18 protein-coding genes and 2 pseudogenes are annotated in these 22,058 nt (G+C 41.1%); 2 read left to right on the top strand and 18 right to left on the bottom strand.

The features are described 5' to 3' along the window. Positions 1-2 precede the first annotated feature (2 nt). The 7 genes from JOOMADRAFT_RS20300 to JOOMADRAFT_RS09090 form a co-directional block, all read right to left on the bottom strand. A complete protein-coding gene (locus JOOMADRAFT_RS20300) occupies positions 3-179 on the bottom strand; it encodes a hypothetical protein (protein ID WP_008612725.1) in 177 nt (58 codons plus the stop codon). A gap of 119 nt (positions 180-298) precedes the next feature. Next, positions 299-1,015, bottom strand: a complete 717-nt coding sequence (locus JOOMADRAFT_RS09115; RefSeq protein WP_008612724.1) for a ZIP family metal transporter — start codon at positions 1,013-1,015, stop codon at positions 299-301. 29 nt (positions 1,016-1,044) lie between these two features. Next, a complete protein-coding gene (locus JOOMADRAFT_RS09110; RefSeq protein ID WP_050989681.1) occupies positions 1,045-1,521 on the bottom strand; it encodes a Fur family transcriptional regulator in 477 nt (158 codons plus the stop codon). 10 nt (positions 1,522-1,531) lie between these two features. Beyond that, on the bottom strand, positions 1,532-1,948 hold the full coding sequence (locus tag JOOMADRAFT_RS09105) for a Fur family transcriptional regulator (protein ID WP_008612722.1): 417 nt from the start codon (positions 1,946-1,948) through the stop codon (positions 1,532-1,534). Between the two features lie 13 nt (positions 1,949-1,961). Continuing rightward, positions 1,962-2,300 carry a P-II family nitrogen regulator gene (locus tag JOOMADRAFT_RS09100; protein WP_008612721.1) on the bottom strand — a complete coding sequence of 113 codons (339 nt, stop codon included), beginning with the start codon at positions 2,298-2,300 and terminating at the stop codon, positions 1,962-1,964. Between the two features lie 104 nt (positions 2,301-2,404). Next, positions 2,405-3,637: an efflux RND transporter periplasmic adaptor subunit gene (locus tag JOOMADRAFT_RS09095; protein WP_008612720.1), complete on the bottom strand. Its 1,233-nt coding sequence runs from the start codon at positions 3,635-3,637 to the stop codon at positions 2,405-2,407. 11 nt (positions 3,638-3,648) lie between these two features. Further along, positions 3,649-5,475, bottom strand: coding sequence for a TolC family protein (locus tag JOOMADRAFT_RS09090; RefSeq protein WP_280985324.1), 1,827 nt, complete (start codon positions 5,473-5,475; stop codon positions 3,649-3,651). Between the two features lie 162 nt (positions 5,476-5,637). Here JOOMADRAFT_RS09090 and istA point away from each other — a divergent pair, with 162 nt between their 5' ends. Continuing rightward, positions 5,638-7,182, top strand: coding sequence for an IS21 family transposase (gene istA / locus JOOMADRAFT_RS09085; protein ID WP_008610833.1), 1,545 nt, complete (start codon positions 5,638-5,640; stop codon positions 7,180-7,182). A 17-nt stretch (positions 7,183-7,199) separates the two neighbouring features. After that, positions 7,200-7,928, top strand: coding sequence for an IS21-like element helper ATPase IstB (gene istB, locus JOOMADRAFT_RS09080; protein WP_008610934.1), 729 nt, complete (start codon positions 7,200-7,202; stop codon positions 7,926-7,928). A 103-nt stretch (positions 7,929-8,031) separates the two neighbouring features. Here the strand turns inward: istB and JOOMADRAFT_RS09075 are convergent. The 11 genes and pseudogenes from JOOMADRAFT_RS09075 to JOOMADRAFT_RS09035 all read right to left on the bottom strand — a co-directional run. Then, a pseudogene (locus JOOMADRAFT_RS09075) lies at positions 8,032-10,665 on the bottom strand (efflux RND transporter permease subunit); the annotation flags it as partial. A 103-nt stretch (positions 10,666-10,768) separates the two neighbouring features. After that, entirely contained in the window at positions 10,769-11,086 is a 318-nt protein-coding gene (locus tag JOOMADRAFT_RS20730; RefSeq protein WP_083833461.1) for a DUF6660 family protein, read from the bottom strand. A 106-nt stretch (positions 11,087-11,192) separates the two neighbouring features. Next, positions 11,193-14,300, bottom strand: coding sequence for an efflux RND transporter permease subunit (locus JOOMADRAFT_RS09070; RefSeq protein ID WP_211206190.1), 3,108 nt, complete (start codon positions 14,298-14,300; stop codon positions 11,193-11,195). Positions 14,301-14,317: 17 nt separating this feature from the next. Beyond that, a complete protein-coding gene (locus JOOMADRAFT_RS09065) occupies positions 14,318-15,244 on the bottom strand; it encodes an efflux RND transporter periplasmic adaptor subunit (RefSeq protein WP_008612717.1) in 927 nt (308 codons plus the stop codon). A 10-nt stretch (positions 15,245-15,254) separates the two neighbouring features. Continuing rightward, complete coding sequence (locus tag JOOMADRAFT_RS09060) at positions 15,255-16,529, bottom strand: TolC family protein (protein ID WP_008612716.1); 1,275 nt, start codon at positions 16,527-16,529, stop codon at positions 15,255-15,257. Positions 16,530-16,554: 25 nt separating this feature from the next. Continuing rightward, a complete protein-coding gene (locus JOOMADRAFT_RS19680; protein WP_008612714.1) occupies positions 16,555-17,226 on the bottom strand; it encodes a phosphatase PAP2 family protein in 672 nt (223 codons plus the stop codon). A gap of 29 nt (positions 17,227-17,255) precedes the next feature. After that, entirely contained in the window at positions 17,256-17,849 is a 594-nt protein-coding gene (locus JOOMADRAFT_RS09050) for an HD domain-containing protein (RefSeq protein ID WP_008612710.1), read from the bottom strand. Positions 17,850-17,882: 33 nt separating this feature from the next. Beyond that, complete coding sequence (locus tag JOOMADRAFT_RS09045) at positions 17,883-18,635, bottom strand: methyltransferase family protein (protein ID WP_008612709.1); 753 nt, start codon at positions 18,633-18,635, stop codon at positions 17,883-17,885. A gap of 151 nt (positions 18,636-18,786) precedes the next feature. Beyond that, on the bottom strand, positions 18,787-20,442 hold the full coding sequence (locus tag JOOMADRAFT_RS09040; protein WP_008612708.1) for an ArnT family glycosyltransferase: 1,656 nt from the start codon (positions 20,440-20,442) through the stop codon (positions 18,787-18,789). Between the two features lie 69 nt (positions 20,443-20,511). Then, positions 20,512-21,141, bottom strand: a pseudogene (locus JOOMADRAFT_RS19865) (lipid-A-disaccharide synthase N-terminal domain-containing protein). Continuing rightward, complete coding sequence (locus JOOMADRAFT_RS09035) at positions 21,138-21,851, bottom strand: glycosyltransferase (protein WP_008612707.1); 714 nt, start codon at positions 21,849-21,851, stop codon at positions 21,138-21,140. Before JOOMADRAFT_RS09035 ends, JOOMADRAFT_RS19865 begins: the two are co-directional and overlap by 4 nt. Positions 21,852-22,058 lie beyond the last annotated feature (207 nt).

Below are 22,058 nucleotides of genomic sequence, written 5' to 3'. Positions count from 1 at the left end.
TATTATCCTTCTAAATCGTAAAACCATTCCTCTGCTTTTATAATGGCCTTAGTGATAGCTTCTTTTTCCGTATAGTTTTTCTTTAACACCAGTTGTTTGGCAATTTCCAGTGCCTTTTTCCTAACAAGGGGATTAAGGGAATCTAGGTCTGTTTTAAAATCTTCGAACATCGAGTCCATCTTATTACGTTATTATTTAGAACGATATGATTAAATTTCCTTTTTTCCACCTCCGTTTTAAAATCAGATTTATATTTATTTACTTCATATTCATTCGGGAGTGTTTATCGTCGATTTCATCAACCTCCCGGCAGCAGCATAAACAACAAAAAGCCTCCGAAGAAAGCGGCGGTCAACCAAATATTTTGCTTGCTTTCGTGCGCCTCCACCAACAATTCCTCGGTAACCAGGTACAATAGGGCAGCCAATCCAAAGGCCAAAATGATTTCCAGAAAACCTGTCGAAACCCCCGCCAATAAGGCAGCACTCAACAAGGTACTTCCAAAAACCAAAATGGATAACCCAAGTATGGTAAAGATTATTTTTTTGCGGTTGATGTTAGCGTTTCCCAGCGTGATGGAGGTGGCCATCCCCAATGAAAGCAGTTCCACAGAAATTGCCACGGCTAAAAAAATTCCGGTCTCCTGATTGGTGACAAAACCGATGCCCATAAGCACCCCGTCGATCAACAAGTCGATCGCGATTACCAGTATAAAAGCTGTGGGGAATCCGGTTTCTTTCTTTTGCTCTTTTTGAGGTTCTAAAAAATAGCGAATCCCCAGCATTAGAAGTACACCTGCACCAAAACCGATTGCAATTTCCGGAACGTCGTGCTTAGCCATAATTTCCGGAAGGATTTCAACTGAAACCACCGAGAATATCACCCCTGCGGCAAAATGTAGGATAGCACTCCGTACTTGGACATTTGGTTTTTTTAAAATGGAAACGATTCCACCCAGCAATAGCGCAATTGGGGCAATAGCACCGTACATCAAGACATTTGAATAATTTTCCATCGGTGTTTTGTTTATATCTGATTTGATTTTTAACGCGATAACTTTAAATTTTTATAATCTGATTGATCCGTTTTCCGTTTTGTGTTTTTTGCTTTTCTACATTTTATGCACAGGCCTTTTATAACTAAATTCACATCGGTTATTTCATACTTATCCGGCAGACTATCCCGGCGTACTTTATTGGGCAAGCAGAATGTGTTTCCGCAATGTGTACAATGAAAGTGCAGGTGAAGATCCAAACCTTTTTCATCGGAAAGCGCATATTTGGCGACTGCCATTCCGTCATCTATTTGATGTACTATTCCCTTTTCTTGAAATAGTTTTATGGTTCTAAAAATTGTTGTCCTGTCCGCTGTTTTATTATCATCGTTTTTTTTGATGAAAGTCTTTTCTATTTCCCTTAATGTTATGGCATAAAACTTCCTTTTGAGGTATTTATAAATAGTACACCTCGTTTCGGTAGGTCTAATCCCTTTGCCAGCAAGTATTTTTTCAGCTTCTTTCATCTTTAAATAATCAAACGACACTACATTTTTCGCATATACCTTTAACAACCAAATTGACATTTTCGGCCATATACCCTTCCGGCAGGTTGATGTGGGGTATTTTATGATCGGTTAAGCAAACCGTCTCATCACAGTTGGTACAATGAAAATGAATATGCAAATCCTGATCTACCTCACAATTGCACCCGCTTTCACAGAGGGCATATTTGGGTATGCCGGTGCCATCGTCTATTTGATGTACAATTCCATTGGTCTCAAAGGTTTTAATGGTTCGGGATAGCGTAGCCCTGTCCGATTTAACAAAGGCCTGCTCTATCTCGGTCAATGTTACGGCCCTTTCCTTTTTCGCCATAAACTTATAAATAAGGATGCGCATTGCGGTGGGCCGCACATTATGCTTGTTCAGAAGGGTTTCGATTTCACTCATATTTCAATGCATTTTACTTCTGAAATTGCTTTATCGACTTTCCGGTCTTGATCTGGAAAGCATCTTCTACATTGGAAAGATAGATGATCCCATCACCGGGGGTTGGTGTTTTTCCATTTTCAATAATAATATCAATGGCCCTTTTCGCTTCTTCGTTTTGGCACACCAGTTCCAGTTTGACCACCGGGCTATCGGTTATATGAAAGTCCAAAGACGGGGAAGCTCCTTTAGCTTTGAACCTGCCCGTACCTTCGCCTTGTGAGAGCGTCATACTTTTGAATCCGGCATCACTCAATGCCTCAATTGTTTTTTGTACCCTGTTGGGCTTTATAAATGCTTTAATTTCTTTCATTTTTCTGATTTTATCTGTTAAACTTTTTTGTAAAAACAGGACTTACCAAAATCTTTACTAACCTATTGACAAACAGTCTTTGGCAAGCCCAGCTAATGATAAATTTAATGCCCGTGTTCTGTTTCCCCTTTTTTCATTTCCGAGATCAGGTAATATGCCTTGTTCCAGACCACTTTTTCGCCGGACTGCAAAGGTTGTAATAGTTTAATCTCAACCCATCCATCATCTTCTTGGCCGGTTACGACTTTTAAGGGGCTCAACGCCCATTCTTCCTCGCCACCTTCGGTTACCTTTTTGGCCGTAAAAATGTACGGCTCCCCGTTTTCGGTAATGATCGCCTCTTCGGGAAGGGCGGGTACCTGATTCTCTGAAGTGGCTATCTTACCCGTAATGTACATACCAGGAAACAGATTGCCCTGCTTCTTCTCGATCTCAGCGTGCACGTGAACCGCTTTGGGATTCTGCTCGAATGTTTTTCCTACGGAATAAATTTTTGCACTCAGATCGGATTCGGGAAGGGATTCGATATTAAATTCCACCGTCTGTCCCTCTTTAACCTTGCTGACGTCCTTTTCATATACCATAAGGTCGGCGTGGATATGTTCGGTATTCACGATCTCGAAAATTTCGGTCTGTTGCTGGACAAATTGTCCCACTTTAATATTCACTTTTTCCACGTAACCGTTGATTGGGCTTACCACGGGAACTTGGCTATAAACATTCCCGTTCCTGATGCGGTCCAGACTAACTCCAAATAAGCGTAACTTGGATTCCAGCCCCTTAACCATCCCCTTCATACTGTTGTATTCCGATTCAGTTTCCTGAAATTTTCTTCCGGAAGCCACTTCGGCATCGTACAAGCGTTTTTGACGGTCATATTCCTTATTTAAAAAGTTCATCCGATTATAGGCATTGGAATAATCGGTCTGCAATTTGATAAGATCGGGATGGCTCAAATACCCCAAAATGCTCCCTTTGCTCACCTTATCGCCCTCAATGACCTTTATGCTCGTCACGTTGGCTCCAATAATTGCGGTAACGGCAGCTTCATTTTGCGGGGGCACTTCCAATTGCCCGTTGGCCTCCACGAGCCCAGTAAGGCTCTTGGTGGGCAGGCTATCCACCTTCAATCCCATCGCTTCAAACTTTTGTTGGGACAGGTGCAGTTTTTTGCCCTCGAGGCCTGCGCTTTCTTCCTGATGCTCGCCACCATTTTCGGCAGAAGCTGTTTCATTATGCTCTTCGTGCCCACTTTCAGCGGTTTTTTCCTGTTTACAGGAACTTAAACTGAATAGGACCAGGGCTGCGTAAAAAATTGATTTTATATTGAAATTCATAGTTTCTGTCTTTATTGTTTAGCGGAATTGAGGAAAAATTCCAGTTCGTATTTTGATCTCAGATAATTGTTAAGTGCATCCCAGGACTTACTTTGAATGCCTATGGCGTCGCGTACCGTTTGCAGAAAGGTGGTATAATCGATACCGCCCTCTTTATAGGCAAAAACCGCCCCGTCCCGTTGCTCTTTGGCCAGCGGAAGGGCTTCCTGTTCATAGTACTGCCAAGATTCCAGCCATTTTAGATAGTCCTGTTGCAGGTCCTTATATTTTGAATTGACCTGAAGCTGTTTTTCCCTGAAATTCTGCTCCGCAATCTGGGTCTGTATTTTGGCCGATTGCGCCTGCCCCAGTTCAGGGCCGAAAAAGAGCGGAATGGAAATCCCGACCTGAAAGTTGAAGAATCCGTTCTGTCCCGCAATTTTCTGCCGCCCATATTGTGCGTTGAACTTTGGGAAAAACGCTTTGTTGCTGAGATTACGCTCGGCATCGGCCACCTCGATCTGCCGCTCATAATATTGCAGCATCGGGTGGCTCGTGATCGAATCCTTTCGCTGTAGTATGGGCGTGTCCATTTCATCTACACCTGCATCCGCAACGGTAAAGAGCGTATCGCTCACCAGCCATAAATTCAGTTTTTGCAGATTGCCCAGATAATCCCGATAGACCTGCATTTTCTGAAGGCTTACCTGCCGGGCCTGATTGGTGGCGGCCAAATATTCCAGCTTCGAGGAAGCCTCGGTCTCATAACGGATACGCGCCGCCCGTTCAAAATCGCTAAAAATGGAATCGAGTTCCACATACAATTGGTACTTCCGTTTGGAGGTGTAGGCATCGCCCCAGGCCTTGCTCACTTCCCGTTCGACTTGAAGGGAGGTTAGATCGAGTGCCGTTTCACTTAGGGCAATTTTCTCATTTTGTACCCTATTTTTGGCACCGATACTGAACACATCGATATTCTGCTGCTGGACGCCAATGGTGGTATAAATACCTTCATCGCCATTGGGACTGTCCGGCAACTCTTCACCGCCCGTAAAAATATTAGTAGTTCCCAAATCCCAAGCCGTTTTTTTCAGAGCCTGTTGATTCTCTATTTCCAATTGGGCCGCTTTTAACTTGGGATAGTTCGCTTTGGCTTTTTCAACCGCATCCTGTAAAGAAATTGGGGTAAACCCTTGTTCAACCTGAAGGCTATCCTGCCGGGGCGCATTTTGCTGGAGGCTATCCTGCGTTTGCGCACTTGCACTTGCCGGGATGGCCATTGATATAAGACCCAATAAAACGGCGATCAGGGCAGGGTTTATAGCAACTTTACCCGATTTTCCGTTGTTGTTTTTTCCAGTTTTTTCAACAAAACTGTATAAAATGGGAACTACGATAAGCGTAAGCAAGGTCGCGGTTATCAATCCGCCAATGACAACCGTTGCCAATGGTCGCTGTACCGAAGCACCCGCCCCGTGGGAAAGTGCCATCGGAAAAAAGCCCATTATTGCGGCCAGGGCCGTCAATAAAATGGGACGGATCCGTTCCTGTGTCCCTATTAAAATACGTTCCTGTATATCCATAACACCTTCTTCTTTTAATGAGTTCAATCTACTGATGAGTACCAGGCCGTTTAATACCGCAACCCCGAAGAGTACGATAAAACCAACACCCGCGGAGATACTAAAGGGCATCCCACGTATGGCAAGCGCAAAAATCCCGCCGATGGCCGCCAAGGGAACCGCCATATAGATCATAATGGATTGTGATAACGAACCCAACGCAAAATAGAGTAATAGGAAAATAAGCGCCAAAGCAATGGGAACCACAATGACTAAACGGTCTTTCGCCCGTTGCAGGTTTTCAAATGGAAATTCTTGCCAAACTGACCCATGTAATCCTGCGAAAGTGACCCACTGAATCCTATTTAAAGTGACCCGGGTATTCCTGTCTAAATTGACCCACCTCTAGAAAGAGCATGTATTAAATAACTTGTATGGTTATAATCAAGAAAAATAACCATGGCAAACATACATTTAGACATGCGAAAAATCAAACAACTATATCGTTTACATACTCAAGGAGTTAGTAAGCGGAGCATCAGTAAACAACTTGGTATATCCAGGAATACTGTTCGCAAATACATCGAATTATTACTAAAGAGCAAGCTTACAAGTGAAGAGGTTGATAAGCTTGGTTTTGAAGATTTACGTATATTATTGCATATTGATGAGACCCACATAACGACTCGTCATGAGTATGTTTTTAAGTTATACCCAGAGGTAAGCAAACGCCTTAAAAAGGTTGGAGTTACTCGTTACATGATCTGGGAGGACTATTATCAAAATAAAAAGGTATTTATCTCTTATTCTAGATTTTGTCATTTGTATAGAGTTTGGTCTCGTACTCAAAATCCAGTCATGCGATTTAACCATAAGGCTGGGGATAAAATGTTTGTGGACTTCACAGGAAAGAAATTAGCTATCATAGATCCCGCTACTGGTTTACTAAAAGAAATGGAAGTATTTATTGCTGTACTAGGAGCAAGCGGCTATACCTATGTAGAAGCTTGTCGTTCACAAAAACGAGAGGATTTTATTGGGTGCATAGTAGGTGCATTACATTTTTTCGGAGGCGTTCCTAGAGCAATAGTAACTGATAACTTAAAGTCAGCTGTTACAAAAAGTAGCAAGTATGAGCCTATCCTTAATGAGAGTTTATTGGCTATGGCAACTCATTATGATACCACGATACTTCCAACAAGAACCTATCGTCCAAGAGATAAGGCACTAGTAGAAAATGCTGTAAAGATTATCTACACAAGAGTTTTTGCTCCATTAAATGGGAATGATTATTATACCTTAAGTGCTTTAAATGAAGCTGTATTAGAACTCACGGGGAAGCATAATAAAATTAACTTTCAAGCAAGGGACTGTTCTAGGTTAGATTTATTTACATCTTTGGAGCAAGAAGAATTATTGCCATTGCCTACAGATAAATATCAACTACGTGCCTACCTAATGGGAACAGTATATAAGACCTCTCATATCCACATTAATAAAGATAAGCATTATTACAGCGTTCCTTATCGTTATATAGGAAAGAAGGTTCGCATCATTTATACAAAAGACACCGTTGAAATTTACTATAAGCAAAAACGGATTGCTGTTCATAAAAGAGGCTTAAAACGTCATGGTTACACTACCGATAGCGAGCATATGCCTTCAACACATCGTTATGTAGCTGATTGGAATCCTGACACCTTTTTAAATTGGGCTGAAGGTATTGGAGGCCATTGTAAAACTTTCATCACTTTATTATTAGGAAAAAGACAACATCCTGAACAATCCTATAAATCTTGTGCTGGTGTATTAGGGCTAGCTAAAAAAGTTGGGAATGAACGTCTTGATAATGCTTGTAAACGAGCTTTAGATTATGAACGCATCAATTATCAAAGTGTTAAAAGTATTCTTGAAAAAGGATTGGATTTTATACAGGAAGATACCAATACAGAATCTACAATCCCTAAGCATGGAAACATCAGAGGGGGCGATTATTATAAATAATTAAATCATTATAAATTATGAATGACCAAACATTACAACAAATGAAACAACTAAGGCTATATGGCATGCATAGAGCCTTTACGACAACACTAGAAGCAAATCATCTAGCATATACTAATGATGAGCTAGTAGCGTATTTATTACAATCTGAATGGGATGATAAACACAATAGAAAAATAGAACGATTAACCAAAGCAGCCAAGTTTAGATATAAAGCTTCTGTAGAAGAGATATCTTTTGAATCCAGCCGAATGATTGACAAAAACCTATTAATTAGGTTCACATCGTGCGAGTTTATTAAAAACAAGGAAAACATACTCATTACAGGAAGCACAGGTGTTGGTAAAAGCTTTATTGCCTCAGCTATTGGATACCAAGCTTGTTCTCTAGGGTATAAAGTCAAATATTACAATATCAATAAGCTTTTTGCTAAACTCAAACTAGCTAAAGCAGACGGTTCATACATGAAAGAAATCGATAGAATAGAAAAACAGGATTTGCTCATTCTTGATGATTTTGGACTTCAAGAACTTGATACTAATAAAAGACAAGCTTTTATGGAAATCATCGAAGATAGACATGGAAAACGTGCTACTATCATAGCCTCACAACTACCAATTATGGGATGGCATCAAATTATCGGAGAACAAACTATTGCTGATGCTATTTTAGATCGACTGGTACATGCAGCACATAGAGTGGAACTTAAAGGTGAATCCATGAGAAAAAAAAGAAAAAAACAATGATAAATTTTATATTTTTATAAGCACAAAACTGCTCTTTTTAGAACCTGTTTTACTATGCTCAATTTAAACAGGAATGGGTGGGTCAACTTTACAGGAATTTACATTCAAAAGCACCGCCGTATTCAATATGGTAGCCGGGCGGCAGATCCAATTGCTCATCCATTTTTGCCTGGATATCGTGCACCATTGATTCTACATCTCGACCCCGTACGTTCACCCCTACGTAAATCCTTCGAGAGGTATTGTCCCGGGAAATCTGCATCGGTCCCGGTTGGTAACTGATATCGGCCACCTCTTTTATGGGGATCTGGTTTCCACCGGGCAGGTCGATCAATAGGTTTTTTAGATTATCGATGCTTTGGCGATGTTCCTTGTCCAATCTTACAACCATATCAAAGCGCTTTTCGCCCTCAAAGATGACCCCTGCGGAACTCCCCGCAAAAGCAGTGCTTACGTACTGGTTCAGTTTTTGGATGTTCAGGCCGTATTGGGCTACCTTTCTTCGGTTAAATCGAACTGTCATTTGTGGCAGTCCCGAGGTGGCCTCCAGGTTCACATCGCCGGCACCGGGCACGGTCTTGATTATATTGGCCATTTTAGAAGCCTTTTCAGTTAAAACATCAAGATCTTCACCATACAATTTAATCGCTACATCTTCCCGAACACCGGTAAGCAGTTCGTTAAATCGCAGTTCCACGGGCTGACTAAAAACGAAGTTGACCCCGGGAACGACCGATAATTTTTCTTTGATTTTTTCGATCAATTCCTCTTTTGTTTCCGCCGAAGTCCAATTATCCTTGTCCTTGTCCAAAATAATGTAGGAATCGGCAATATCCATTGGCATCGGGTCGGTCGGGATATCGGCCACCCCGATCCGGGCCACCATCGTTTCCACCTCGGGAAAGTTGTCCAGCACAATATTCTCTATCCTCTTTGAAGTCTCGATGGATTCGGTCAAAGAACTTCCCGGCCTTAACAAGGCCTGCATTGCGATATCGCCTTCATCGATACTTGGGATAAATTCCCCGCCCATTCGGCTAAAAGAATATCCGGCACCGACAAGCAGTACAACTGCGATGACCAGTACGATAATGCGGTGGTTCAGGGATTTCAGGATTACCGGCCGATAGCCGTTGTTGATACGGCTCATCATCCCGTTGCTAAAGCCCGAGATTTTATCTTCAATCTTATGAAACCAATTTTTCTTTTTCGTCGCCGGTTTCATTGTAAGCGAGGCAATCATCGGTACGTAGGTAAGGCATAATATAATCGCCCCTAATACTGCAAACCCGAAGGTAAATGCCATAGGGCGGAACATTTTGCCCTCGATCCCGGTCAGGAATAAAATAGGTGTAAATACGATCAGGATAATGATCTGTCCAAAGAAGGCCGAATTCATTACGGTACTACTCGCATCATAGACCACTTCATCCATTTCGGACTGATTAAAACTCTGTTTTCCACGTTTAATGCGTTTTTCAATCTCGTGTACCGTTCCCTCCACAATAATCACAGCACCATCGACAATGATACCGAAGTCGATTGCCCCGAGGGACATCAGGTTGGCCCAGACCCCAAAAGCTTTCATCAAAATAAAGGCAAACAGCAGGGAAAGCGGAATTAACGAAGCGGTAACCAATCCTCCACGGAAACTACCGAGGAGCAGCACCAGTACAAAAATCACGATAAGTGCCCCTTCTATAAGGTTTTTCTCTATGGTTGCCGTAGTCCTTCCGATGAGTTCGCTTCGATCTAAAAAAGGCACGATCTTCAATCCTTCCGGCAAAGATTTCTGTACTTCTTTAATTCTGTCCTTAACGGTATTCACGACTGAATTGGGGTTATCACCGCGCAGCATCATAATTGTTCCCCCTACAGCCTCTTGACCATCCTGCGTAAAGGCACCGTAGCGGACTTGGCTCCCAAAATGTACTTTTTCGGCAACGTCTTTCACTAAAATAGGCAGGCCATTTTCGTTTTTTATCACGATCTGACGGATATCGTCCAGCGAACGTGCCAAACCTTCCCCACGGATGAAATTGGCCATTTTGTTCTTTTCGATGTAAGCGCCCCCGGTATTCACATTGTTTTCCTGAAGGGCATCAAAGACTTCCGTCATTGTTACATCCATCGCATTGAGTTTGGCGGGATCGATGGCAATTTCATATTGCTTGATCTTCCCACCAAAAGCATTGACTTCCACAACACCTTCCGTTAAGGCCAATTGGCGTTTTACGATCCAGTCCTGTATGGTTCGTAATTTGGTCGGAGAAAATTTATCCTCATAGCCTTCTTGTGGTACTAGGGAATATTGATAGATTTCGCCCAGACCGGTGGTGATCGGCCCCATTCCAGGACTACCGAATTGTTCGGGAATCTCGGATTTTACTTCGTTGAGCTTTTCAGAAATCAGTTGGCGGGGCAGGTACGTGCCCATATCGTCCTTAAAAACAATGGTCACCACCGAAAGCCCAAAACGCGAGATAGACCTTACTTCTGTAACGCCCGGTAGGTTGGCCATCGCCAACTCTACGGGATAGGTTACAAATTGCTCGATGTCTTCGGTGGCCAGATTGGGCGACTGTGTGATAACCTGTACCTGGTTATTGGTAATATCGGGCTGTGCGCCCAGGTTAATGGTGGACATTGAATAGACGCCCACTCCCACGAGTGCGAGTACCATCAGTCCCACGATAAGCTTGTTCCGGATGGAAAAAGCGATGATTTTATTGATCATAAAAGTTGAAAATTTAATTCAGTTTTTGAAATGTAAAAGAGTGGCCAAAAGAATCTTGACCTGTCGAAAAAGGATATAGCATAGCTATCCTATAAAAAATGAATTAAACTCTTGGAGGATCTAAAAGGGACGAAATAGGCTCTTCGCCCAAACTATCAAAATGAAGGAAAACCTTAGAAGATATTTCTGTATTAATTGGCTTAAAATTCGCTGAAGCAAATTCCACCGTATGTACGTGACAGCAATGGCAGGTACAGAAAGGGGGGCAAGTATCTGACAAGCTATGGTTATGATCCAAATTTGAAGCGGCTACGACCACGGTCTGAGAATTATCGGAAACCACATCCGCACTAACATCAGTACAGGGAAACGCATTGAGCGTTAGCACATATAAACCGAATATGAATGTTAGTAATTTCACGTTGCAAAGATAACAAAATTGTGATGCATAGGGTGTGCAAAGTTTATCCCATAGGTTTTAATTTTTCACAGACATCTTTTTCATTCTATTTTGATTGAATTTATTCTCACAGCCTTCTCTTTCTATACAAAACCCTAATCAGGCTGGGAAGTACGAAAAGCAATAAGGGCAGGCCAACAACAAAACCCCCGATTACGGCAATTGCCAAAGGTTGCTGCATCTGTGCACCGAGACCAATGCCGAGTGCAAGTGGCATCAAGGCTAAAATAGCCCCCAAGGCAGTCATTAGTATAGGCCGGAGACGAAGGGCGGTCGCATAATTTATAGCCCAATCAATATCCTTACTTTTCAATAGGTTCTGTTTAAATTGGTTGACGGTAAAAATCCCGTTCTCGGCAATGATCCCTACGATCATTATAATGCCCGTATAACTACTGACGTTCAACGGAATGCCGAAAATAAATAAGGCCAATATGCACCCCGAAATCCCCATTACGGAAATAAACAACAAGATCAGGCCGATCCCCCAATCCTTAAAAAGGAACAGGATCACAGCAAACACAAAGAGCGATGCCATTGCCAGAATAAGCAAAAGTTCATTAAAGGACTGTTGCTGTTCTGCATAGGCACCCCCGTAAACAATGCTATAGCCCTTAGGCAGCGCCAGATTTTCTTTGAGCTTTTGTTGGATTTCCGAAACTGCGCTCCCCAGATCCCGATTATCGAGCCTTGCCGTAAGGCCAATGACCGATTTAAGGTCTTCCCTCTTTTGCTCGATCTCCCCGGGGACAACTTCTACTTTACTGAAAAATGATAGCGGACGTGTAGTTCCATTCGGAAGAAAAATCAATTGTTCCTTAAGTTTTTCAACGTCATTCTTGTCAAAGTCCGTAAACCTGAGCAATATCCTCCGCATTTGTTCCCCATCCTGTAGCTCCCCTATTTGCAGGCCGCCCGTCATAGCTGCCTGTGCCGGCGAGGGCGTGGGTTGGTTGGCGGCATTTAGGCCCAAGGGAACTCCCCCGGTGTAGGCCGTGAGCTGTTTTTGGAAGTCTGAAAGCGGGATGTTATATTGGCTCAGTTTTTCCTGATCGGGAACAAAGACCAGGGAAGGCCCCGCCGTGATCAGACCATTATTGATGTCAGCAAGTCCTGGAATGCCTTTGATTATAGTTTCCGCTTCCTCGGCTTTTTGCTGAAGGATATTGTAATTATCCCCGAACAATTTTATTTCAATAGGTTCCGAAGTACTCATCAAATCGCCCAGAAGGTCGGCGATCCGCTGACCAAAGGATACGTTCATCACCGGTACCGAGGCCGTTATTTTTTCCCTTAGCTCACTAATGACCTCTTCGGTAGTCTTGGTGCGGTCGGTTTTCAGGGATATCAGGTAATCGCCGTAGTTGGGCGTTACGGTACGGAAGGCCATACGCATACCGGTTCTGCGAGAATAGGTATCCACATTGGGGTTGGCCAAAATAATAGCTTCCATTTGCCGGTTCAAACGATCCGTTTCCTCCAAACTGGTGCCGGGCGGGGAAAAATAGTCCAAGACAATGGTGCCTTCGTCCAAAGCTGGAAGGAAACCTGTCTCCAGCGCACCTGATGCCAACCAAGCCGAAACCCCCAAGAACAAAATGAAAACGCCCGTAATAATGGGCTTATCGAAAAACCAGGTAAGCCACCGAAGCTTTTTTATGGACTTTTCCTCATCATTGTGATGGGGCTTTAAAGATTTCTTATAACCAATGATCAAGTGCAGTACCGGGAGCAAAAGCCAAGTGACAAGGAAGGAACAGACCATAGTGATCTGCATTGTGTCCGAAAGTTCTTTGAAGAAACTACCCGCCAGACCGCTCATCAGACCAAATGGAAAATGAATCACAATAGTGGCCAAGGAAGAGCCTATCATTGCTGGAAATAAAAGGTGTATGGACTCTTTTACAACGGTAAAACGATCTTTTTCGGGATTATTCTCGTGGGTTCGGTAAATCTGTTCTATAATGACTATGGCATCATCGATAATGAGCCCGATGGAAGCGGCGATCGCACCCAGCGACATCACGTTTATCGTAATCCCGAACAGGTACAGCACCAAGATAGTAAAGGTAACAGTGACCGGAATAGTGAGCATCACGACCAAACTTGCCCGCCACGACCTTAAGAAAAAGATCATTACGATGACGGCCAAGAAAAGACCTTCATAAATGGTCTTGATAACGCTATCAATACTGTCCCCCACGAAGGCACTTTGATTGTAATAGGGTTTTAGTTCATAGCCGTCCGGTAAAAGCTTTCTGATCTCCTTGGCCTTTTCATCCGCATTTTTGGCAAAATCAACAAGGTTGACGCCCGGTTGTTTCACAAGGTCTATCAAGACCGCCCTTTCCCCGTTTGCATTGACCTTTACAAATTCTTTTTGCTCCTGTATCTCTACGGTGGCCAGATCTTTTACTTTTAAAATGCGTTGGCCATCGTTTTTAATGATGATGTCTTTTAGCTCCTCGACATCCTTGACGCGCGTATCGGTCAGGGTCAGGTACAAACGGTCATAATCGGCCACATTTCCGTTCGAGAGCACAAAATTATTGTTGTTGAATGCGGTAACAAAACTGTTTACCGTTACGCCCACGGCCGACATTTTGGCGGCATCGGGTATGATCACGTACTCTTTTGCCCTTCCGCCCCTCACTACAACATTTGAAATACCCTTTACTTGTGAAAAAATAGGCCGTGCCACCAGTTTGGCCTTATCGCGTAAGGCAACCGAACCGTTATTTTTGCTTTCCAAAGTAAACCCATACACGGGAAAAAGGGACTGGTTCATCGCCTCTACCGAAAGGGTAAGCCCTTGTGGCAGGTAATTTTTTATCTCATTGATGCGGCTCTCCATCTGTAATTTTGTGGTATAGGTATCAAGCCCCCAGTCAAAAAACACGCTGATCGTTGCGCTTCCCCGACTGGTATTCGATTTTACCACATTGACCCCCCTTACTTTTTTTACCGCACTTTCCAAAGGTTTGGTGACGGTGATCATCATACGGTCAACGGGGAGTTGACCCGCATCGGCAATAATAGTGACCCGCGGAAAAAGAACTTCCGGGAAGAGGTTGGTCTGCATTTTGGTATACGAGAATATACCGGCCATCAGGAAGAGCAGCCCAATGAAGATGATGGGTTTTGAGAATATTTGAAAGTAGTTTTTCCTGTTCATTTTGCGCATTGAAAGATTTACATTTTCTCTTGACCAGTTATCTTCACAAGGGTTGAATCCTGCATACCATAAGCCCCCGCTGTAATGATGCGGTCTGATTTTCTAAAGGTCGGGCTAAGGATCTCTACTTCATTCTGGTCTTTGCTCCCCACGGTTACCGGGACTTTTACCGCAGTACTGTCATTGATAAGTTTCATCACCCAAAAATCCTTCATCATTTCATCACTTTGGAGTGCAGCTTTGGGAACAATCTGTTTTTTATCGTTGTTGCCCTTGCTAAAAAGTGCCTTTACGATTAGGCTATCGGGCAGAAAGATGGGTTTAACGGGCTTTGCCAATACTTTTTGGGTTTGTGCGGTGCCGCTCATTCCTGCCAGCGTGGTTGTGATCTCGGCCATTCTTATGGAATCGTTGGGGAGTACAAACTTTAACTTTTCGCCTTGTTTAACATAGCTGTTATATTCGTAAGGAACGTTGATCTGGAAAACCATATCCCCGCTTTTGGCAATGGTACAGAGTTTTGCCCCTTCCAGAACGTAATCACCGGGTTGCTGTTTGTCAAGTGTCGTGACGATTCCGGAAACCTGTGCCCTTACCTTGATCAGCCCAAATCCTACTAGCGAGGAATCGAGTTTTATGGATTCGCCCAAGGCACGGCGTTCCTTGCTTTCCAGTTCATACAAGACCTTGCCTTTGCTGACCCTGTCGCCCAAGCGGATGTTGACCTTGGTTATATAAGAGGGTATTGGGGCAGTCGCGATATTGCGTTTGAGATAAACGGTGGTGGCAAACAGTTCCAGATTGTCCTCAACAGAACCTTGGCGGATACGGGTAACCTTCACGGCAGTTTTAGGTTCAACGGTGTTTTTTTCCTCGTTTGAAGCTTTGTCCTTACAGGCGGTAAGGGCCGTAACGCTCATTAAAATCAAAAATAGTTTCTTCATAAGGGTTTATTTACCAGTTCCAGTAATTGTAAGCATTGATCAATAGGAGTCGGTTTGTTTTTAGGAGTATAAAGTCCCGCTCTACCATATTCCTGTTTTTTAAAGTAGTGATGTAGTCGATGATGGAAAGTTGCCCGTAAAGGATTTCCTTTCTAAAATTGGTCAATAGATTATCATATTCTTCCAGTTGGGCTTCGGCTATTGCCATCCTATCCTCATAGGATTTGAGTTCGTTCAACAACTTGTTTTTTCTGACCCCGTTTTTTTTGAGGAAGTTCTCCCTGTAAAAGGAAACCGTTTGCAATTGGATATCCGTCTTGTTCTGAACAATCGATTTTTGCCTGCCGTCAAATAGGTTCCAGGTAAAGTTCAGCCCGGCACTTAGCCCGAAACGATTGGGGATATCTGGGGCGTAGGTAGTGTTCAGCCCGGCATCAGCCACAAAATTGAGCTGTGGTTTATATTTGGCCTCAAATACCTCCTGTCCTGCAAGGAGGTTCAAGCTATCCAACCTGTACTTTTCCAGAAAAGCATTATTTGTTTCGCGTGGAGGAACACTTAGGTCAATCTTTTCCAATTCTACCAAGGTGGTGTCCTTAATGCCCGAAAGGACATTTAAATCCATCAGGTCGCTCCTGTAATTCGCCTTGAACGTAGTTCGTAATCCTCTATAATTTTTTTGTTCGATATTGACCAAGGATAGGTCAGAGGGTTTCAACAATGCATTATCGACCAATTTTTTCACCAGATTGGTTTGATTGTCGAGCAGTTTGAGCATAGAATCGACAAAAGCTATCTGGTTTTTATCCTTGAGGCAGAGGATGTACTGGTCGGTAACCAGTTTTTCAAGATCGTGAATATTGAGTTTTGCCATATTGCGGTTGACCTCCGCAATAATTTCTGCCTGTTTTTCAAAAGCTTTGCCCCCATTGAACAGAGGCTGCGTTAATTTGGCAACGCCTTGATAAAGCCCACCGTTGGTACTTGAGAGATCGTACCCATAATAGTCGGTTGAGCCGTTTGAATTTGCCTCAAAACGGGTTTTGTTGTTTTCTGTAGAAAGGATTGGCGCAAAAAGAAAATTCCCGTTCAGGTCGATTTTGGGCCTATTGTAAACAGCCGAAAGCCGTTCCGCTTCCAGTTCGCTCACTTTGGCCTTGTTTTCATTATCATTGGCCAAAGGGCTGTTGACCCTTGCGGTCTCCAGGTAATAACCGAGCGTTTTCTGTGCTTGGAGCTGACCTGCAATCAATAGGAGGAAAAATATTGAAAAAATTTTGTTCATATATTTTTTAATATTATTCTAAGAATTAATACTTGTTGTTCCTGGAATGTTTTTCCCTTATATAAAAGCGTATAATACCATAAAGAACAACAAGTCCCAAAATGAACCCTCCTGCGACATCAGTAAACCAATGGGCCCCAAGATAAATGCGGGAAAATGGTACTGTGAAAATCAAGAAAAGTGATAATATTATCACCGGGATACGAATTATCCTTTTTATATTGGTCAACCTTAGCATTAGAAAAGTTATAAACCCATAGAAGGCCACATAATAAGAAGTATGTCCACTTGGAAAGCTCTGATGTTGTGCTTTTTCTATGATATTTACCAAATCGGCAGTTGGCCGTGGCCGGTTTATCAAAACTTTAATTCCAAAAGTAAGAAGGGACACTATTAGGGTAGAAGCTGAGAATAAAGCTTCTTTCCTGAATTTACAAATAAAAAATAAAAGTGCGGTACCCAAAGTAATACCCAATGCGGCAGTACTACTACCAAACCAGCTGATAGATTTCATAATAAAATTGAGAGCCGGGCTACTTTGCTCTTGGACTTCTTCAGAAAATTCGATGTCTATAAAAGTAGTGGGTAAAAAATAAACAAGGGCCGTAAATAAAGCAAAAAGGATAATTAATATAATTAATAAATGGTAAGCTTTTTCTTTGTCTTCTAGGAATCTGAAATATCTTAAAATCTGCATATTTAAATCATTATTAGATCGAAACCAAATTAGTTTAGAAGTTGTTTGAGGTTATTTATGTTTTTCAACTTTTGTGCAGAATAGGATTTCTTGGCGTAGTTTGTATGAAAGTTATGTTTGTTTAAGAATTTGATATTCATTACTACCCACTGCTCATCAGAAAATTTTTGATTATTGAATAGAGCCCACTCTTTACGAATCTTTGCGTTCTTAACAAGAAAATTTTTTTTGCCCAGATGGGCAAGGTCTGCATCACAAATAACTTTTTGTGATACGGTTTCTGGATTTTGAGGCATTTTGGTTGCCTGTATATTTTTAAGGACCTTAATAATACGCTCCTCCGGAAAGTCTTCATTAGAAAGGAAATTTCGGGCATATTCACAACTCAGCTCTTCGTGATTGGTAGCACCATTAATATGTCCCAGGTCGTGAAAATAAGATGCAATGGCCAGCTCTTCCATTATATCTTCAGGAAGGTTTTCGTGTTGGGCTATCCATTTTGAATTACGCGCAACATCTTTGGCGTGCTGCCAATTGTGGAAGGGTAGATACTTACATCTGTTGGCTTCCATTGTACTTTTGCAATAAACCCTCGTTTTTTCTATTAATCCCAAATTATCCATAACAATAACACTTATATTTTAAACTTTAGATCACTAAACATTGGTTTCGGTCAACATACTTCCCTTTTTCATTATTTTTAAAATGAGATATATGAAACAGCTTGCTATGGCAGCATAAAACCAAAAATTAAATTCAACGGTTATTTTTTGTTTTTCAACCATACCGCCAATCCATTCGAAAAACCAGAAAACAATAAATATGGCCGCGAACCCATTCTTTTCTTTTTTCAGGACCTTTTTAGGGCAAAAAGGGTATTTTGCCTTGCGGTAATTTTTAAAATTTGGTATAAAAGCGGGTGTAATGGCTGACCACCTTAGGTAATCTGTGCCAAATTTTTTGATCAAATAGCTTTCTTCAGCATACATAATGCGTTCGTAGTACAACCAGTATAGCAATACGAAAGCTACTGTAAACCAAATATTTCCAGTAAGCATTGCTATCCCGAACCACATAAAGAAATTCCCTAAGTATAAAGGGTGGCGCAAGAGCGAGTACATTCCAGTGGTATTCAATTCATCTGCTATTTGACCGTTTTTTGTATTTCTGCCAGATGTGTTTCTAGGTGTATACCCTATAGTGGTTACCCGAATAAGCAAACCCAAGAGACTCAACATTAAACAGGTAAACTGATAATAACCTTCAGGTACTTTTTCAACTTGCCGTGGCTCAAAATATATCCCATATAGATACACGCCGAATCCCGCTGCCAGAAAAAGTAGCGGTAAATAGCTACGGTTCTTAAAAAGGAAATCCCCCTGTACCTTAAATTCTGTTTGTAATGCCATATTTTTTAAAATAATATTGGAAACAATTATTGTGTTATGCCGACTGTAACCTTTGGCCTATAGGCTTATGATTTTAATTTTGACCAAAAATAACCTACCAATCTTTTTGAAATTTGAAGAGAATCTAAAGGAAATCTAAAGTGTTATAAACCTATTTGTGGTAATATAACGTCCACTTTTGATAGTGCTTTTCGCTGTCGAAATTTTCTTTTAAAAAGGAAAATTTTTTATCTAAATCCCGTTTATTGCGAACAAGGAGATAGGTGGAGTGTTTTTTTGAAATTTTAGAAAGCTTATTTATTTCGGTTTCTTTATGCATATCCCAAAGATTTTGTTTGTAAGTGTCATTATTTTCAAATTGTGTTTCGCGCTGGGTAGTATGATGGGAATATTTTAGGGTTATTAAGGTATCATTAGTATAAAACGGAATAGACGAGAGAAGGTAATCGTAAACTAAAATAGTTTTGTTCCTTTCGTTGGAAACATTGTCTATGAATTTAACCATATCTTTCGTAGAATTGGTCACGGGACTATTATGTGACATAAAAGAAGTTGAAATCAAAATTATTGCACCGCCAAATGTTGCGGCCAATACAGGGGGCTTATAAAACTTTTCATTTTCAATAAAATGATATACTAATCCAAAAATGATAAGGGAAATAAGTGCTACTATAAGTGTTTTTATTGAAACATTTTCCATATTGGTTTTGAAAATCCAGCTAAAAACCAGACCAACAAAAAGCATTGTCAATAATGAGGCATAAGTAAGATTTACGATATTTTTAGAAGTATTGGAAATCTTAGGTAACCCGACCGCTATAATTATTGCAACCATCCAGAAAATTGGCAAGATGTACAGTATCAATTTTGTGCTGAATGCAGAAAATAAAAAAAACAAAATAGCACTTGAATAGATTAACACTTTGGTTTCCTTCTGCTTTGCAAAAAATGATTTTATATACTTTTTAAAGTTTGAAATTAGTGATAAGCACCAAGGTAAAAGCAGGCCAAGCAAAATTGGGAAATAGTACCAAAAAGGTTTCGACCTTTCCTTAAATGCGTTACCTGTCATCCTCCCCGCAAGCTGTTTATTGATAAAATAATCCCAAATTTTGGGGTGCTCCATAATTACTGCTATATACCAGCTAGCCCCTATTAAGGCGCACAATACAAAACCAATTACGTGGTGGTTGGTAATTTTCGCCCCATCTCCATAAATCAATTTTCTGGTAATGATATAAGCAAGAACAAATAGAAGGGCGACCGGTCCTTTGGTCAATAAGGCAACCCCCACGAGAGTATAAAAAAAGTATAAAAAGACAGTCTTATTTTTATGGTCATACACTTGCCAACAATATATAGCTCCAAGGATAAAAGTTGTCAGGAATGCATCGGTGGTCAGGTTACGGCTTGAAATTAAGACTATTGGAAACGAAAAATATACTAATCCTGCTATGAAGGCAATACGCTTGTCCTTATAGAGTAAATATGCCAAACGATATATTAATAACAACTGAATGATAATGGCCACTTGCAAAAAGAAGCGAGCGCCGAACTCATTAACACCAAAAATTTGATAACCCAAAGTTGTAATGTAATAGGTGATGGGGGGCTTGTGAAAGTGAAAAATTCCCAACAGTTCAGGGTTAAGGTAATCGCCGTTCAATAACATTTCACGGCTTATTTCTGCATAACGAGCTTCACTGGTTTCTGCAAGCCCATAACTTCCCAATCCTATAATAAGTATAAGAAAGGCTATAAAAAGAAATAAAAGGTAATAACGGTCGGTGGAATTTTTAAGCGTCACATCTACATTTTTAGAATGCAAATGTGGAAAGGGATTCTTATTAAAACCTGAACGGAATCTAAAGCAAATCTAAAGAAGTGTTTTTTCTTTTTTTAATAGTAAAATATTTCTTGTGTAAAGAAAAATCCCGAGTAAATGACCTGCTAGTAATACAGGATCTTTTCGCAAAACCGCATAGAAAAGTATAAGCGTTGAGCCTGTTAAACTTAATATCCAAAAGCCCATAGGGAGCTAAGACTCTTTTCGTTTTTCGCTGTAGAACCATTGATATACAAAACGCAAAGTGAAGATTGTTTGTGCAATGATACCAAGTATCAATAACCAAAATGGGATATTTTCATTCTGGAACAACAAAACGCGGTCATATACTTTGTTGTTATAACCAATATAGAGAATAATGAATGGAAATAGATACAAGAACCAACGTAAAAGCTTTGGAAATTTAATCCATTGATTTTGTAAGTGCATATTTCGTATGTAGATGAAATATGTCAAAATCTGTCCCAGCATTATCGCAAAATCATTTCTTAAATAACCATACACAAATAAGAGAAATGATGCAATTAAGCTCAATTGCCAGAAAAGCACCGGGGTGAGCACACGTTTGTTCCTTTCAGAAAGAACCCATTGCAAGATGGAGCGCCCTGAAAATAGGAGTTGGGCAGTAAAACCAATACTATATATCAACCAAATATTCACCCCTTATCCTCAACCTTGTAGTTAATATATTTTTTTCTCATCCATAAGAAAGCAAAGCAATCCATTAAGGGGCCGAGCAGGCGGTTCCACAAACCAAATTTCCCTTTACCGGCAATCCTGTGAAAATGTTGTATCGGTACTTGCTTCACTTTTCCTTCTTGCAAGAGAACCATTGCTGGTAAAAAGCGGTGCAGTCCCTTAAACATCGTAATGCGTTTGGCACAGTCTCTTTTAATAATTTTAAGTGGACAACCTGTGTCGTCCATACCATCGTGGGTGAAACTGCGGCGTACGCCATTGGCAATTATAGAGGACAGGTTTTTGGTAAAACTGTCTTTTCTATTGGAACGAACTCCTGTAACTAAATCATATTCATCAATATATTCCAGCAGGAGATTAAAATCCATTGGACTAGTTTGAAGGTCTGAGTCGATGTAGCCTATAAGCGAGCTCTCGGCATAGTCAAATCCAGCTTTTATAGCAGTACTCAAACCATAATTTTGGTCAAAATCAATGTAGTTGAATACAAGGCTTTGATCACATATTTGTCTTATAATGCTCAAACTTGAATCTTTGGATCCATCATTTACAAATAAAACCGAAGTAGGTATTTCTGCGCAATCTATGTACTCTTGGAGTTCTTTTTCAACTCGTCGTAAATTTTCTTCTTCATTATAAACAGGGACTATAATGGTAAAGGTTTCGCTCATTGTTTAATTTCAAAAATGGATTTAATAATAAACAAGCATTCTAAAGCAATTTTTAAGATTTACCTATTTTGAAAATATTGCCATAAACCTAACGGTCAGGACATCAATCTGAGAACGGATAAGGAATACACAAACGGGCAAGCAATAACAGTTATAGAAAGGTTGCTTGAAACCTCTATCAAAATTGAAGAAAAACCTCCTCGTTCA

The organism is Galbibacter orientalis DSM 19592 (assembly GCF_000260115.1).
GTDB lineage: Bacteria > Bacteroidota > Bacteroidia > Flavobacteriales > Flavobacteriaceae > Galbibacter > Galbibacter orientalis.
The sequence above is the reverse complement of the archived record's forward strand: the minus strand, read 5'-3'. Positions and strand labels throughout refer to the sequence as shown.